General features: G+C 55.2%; 1 protein-coding gene. It reads right to left on the bottom strand.

Annotated features, from left to right (window positions below; genetic code table 11):
- Nucleotides 1-391 (bottom strand): YhfT family protein (locus E0L35_RS26030; RefSeq protein ID WP_249362202.1); only part of this gene is annotated, 391 nt, incomplete at both ends.

Genomic DNA, 391 nt, shown 5'->3' with positions numbered 1-391 from the left:
CATTACGCACCGACGGGTAGCGTCCCAGCCATTTGCCGATCGAACGAAGCAGCAAGACTTCCGCCGAAATAACCACTGCGCCTAATACCGCTGCAACCATCGGATTCGGCGAGAGATAGCCCACCGCATAAACAAAGGTAAAGCCCGCAACTGCATATACGCCGGTGGCTAACGCGGTGGTGGCAATCAACGGCACAAAACCCAGTCCGCGCATAAACTCCGCCAGAGCAGCCTGGTTGATCAGCGTTTGCGATTGTTCCGGCGTTACGCCTGCGGAGTACGCTTTCTCCAGAGTGAAGATCGACACTTCACTGCCGGCGAAAATCTTCATACTGGCAACGGCGGCAATCAATGCTCCCACGATGGCGATATAGGGTAAGTTCTGTCTCCT

Origin of the sequence: Halomonas sp. ATBC28, assembly GCF_005937175.1 — a bacterium.
GTDB lineage: Bacteria > Pseudomonadota > Gammaproteobacteria > Pseudomonadales > Halomonadaceae > Vreelandella > Vreelandella titanicae.
Note: the sequence above shows the minus strand (reverse complement) of the source record. Positions and strands in the feature narration are given on the sequence as shown.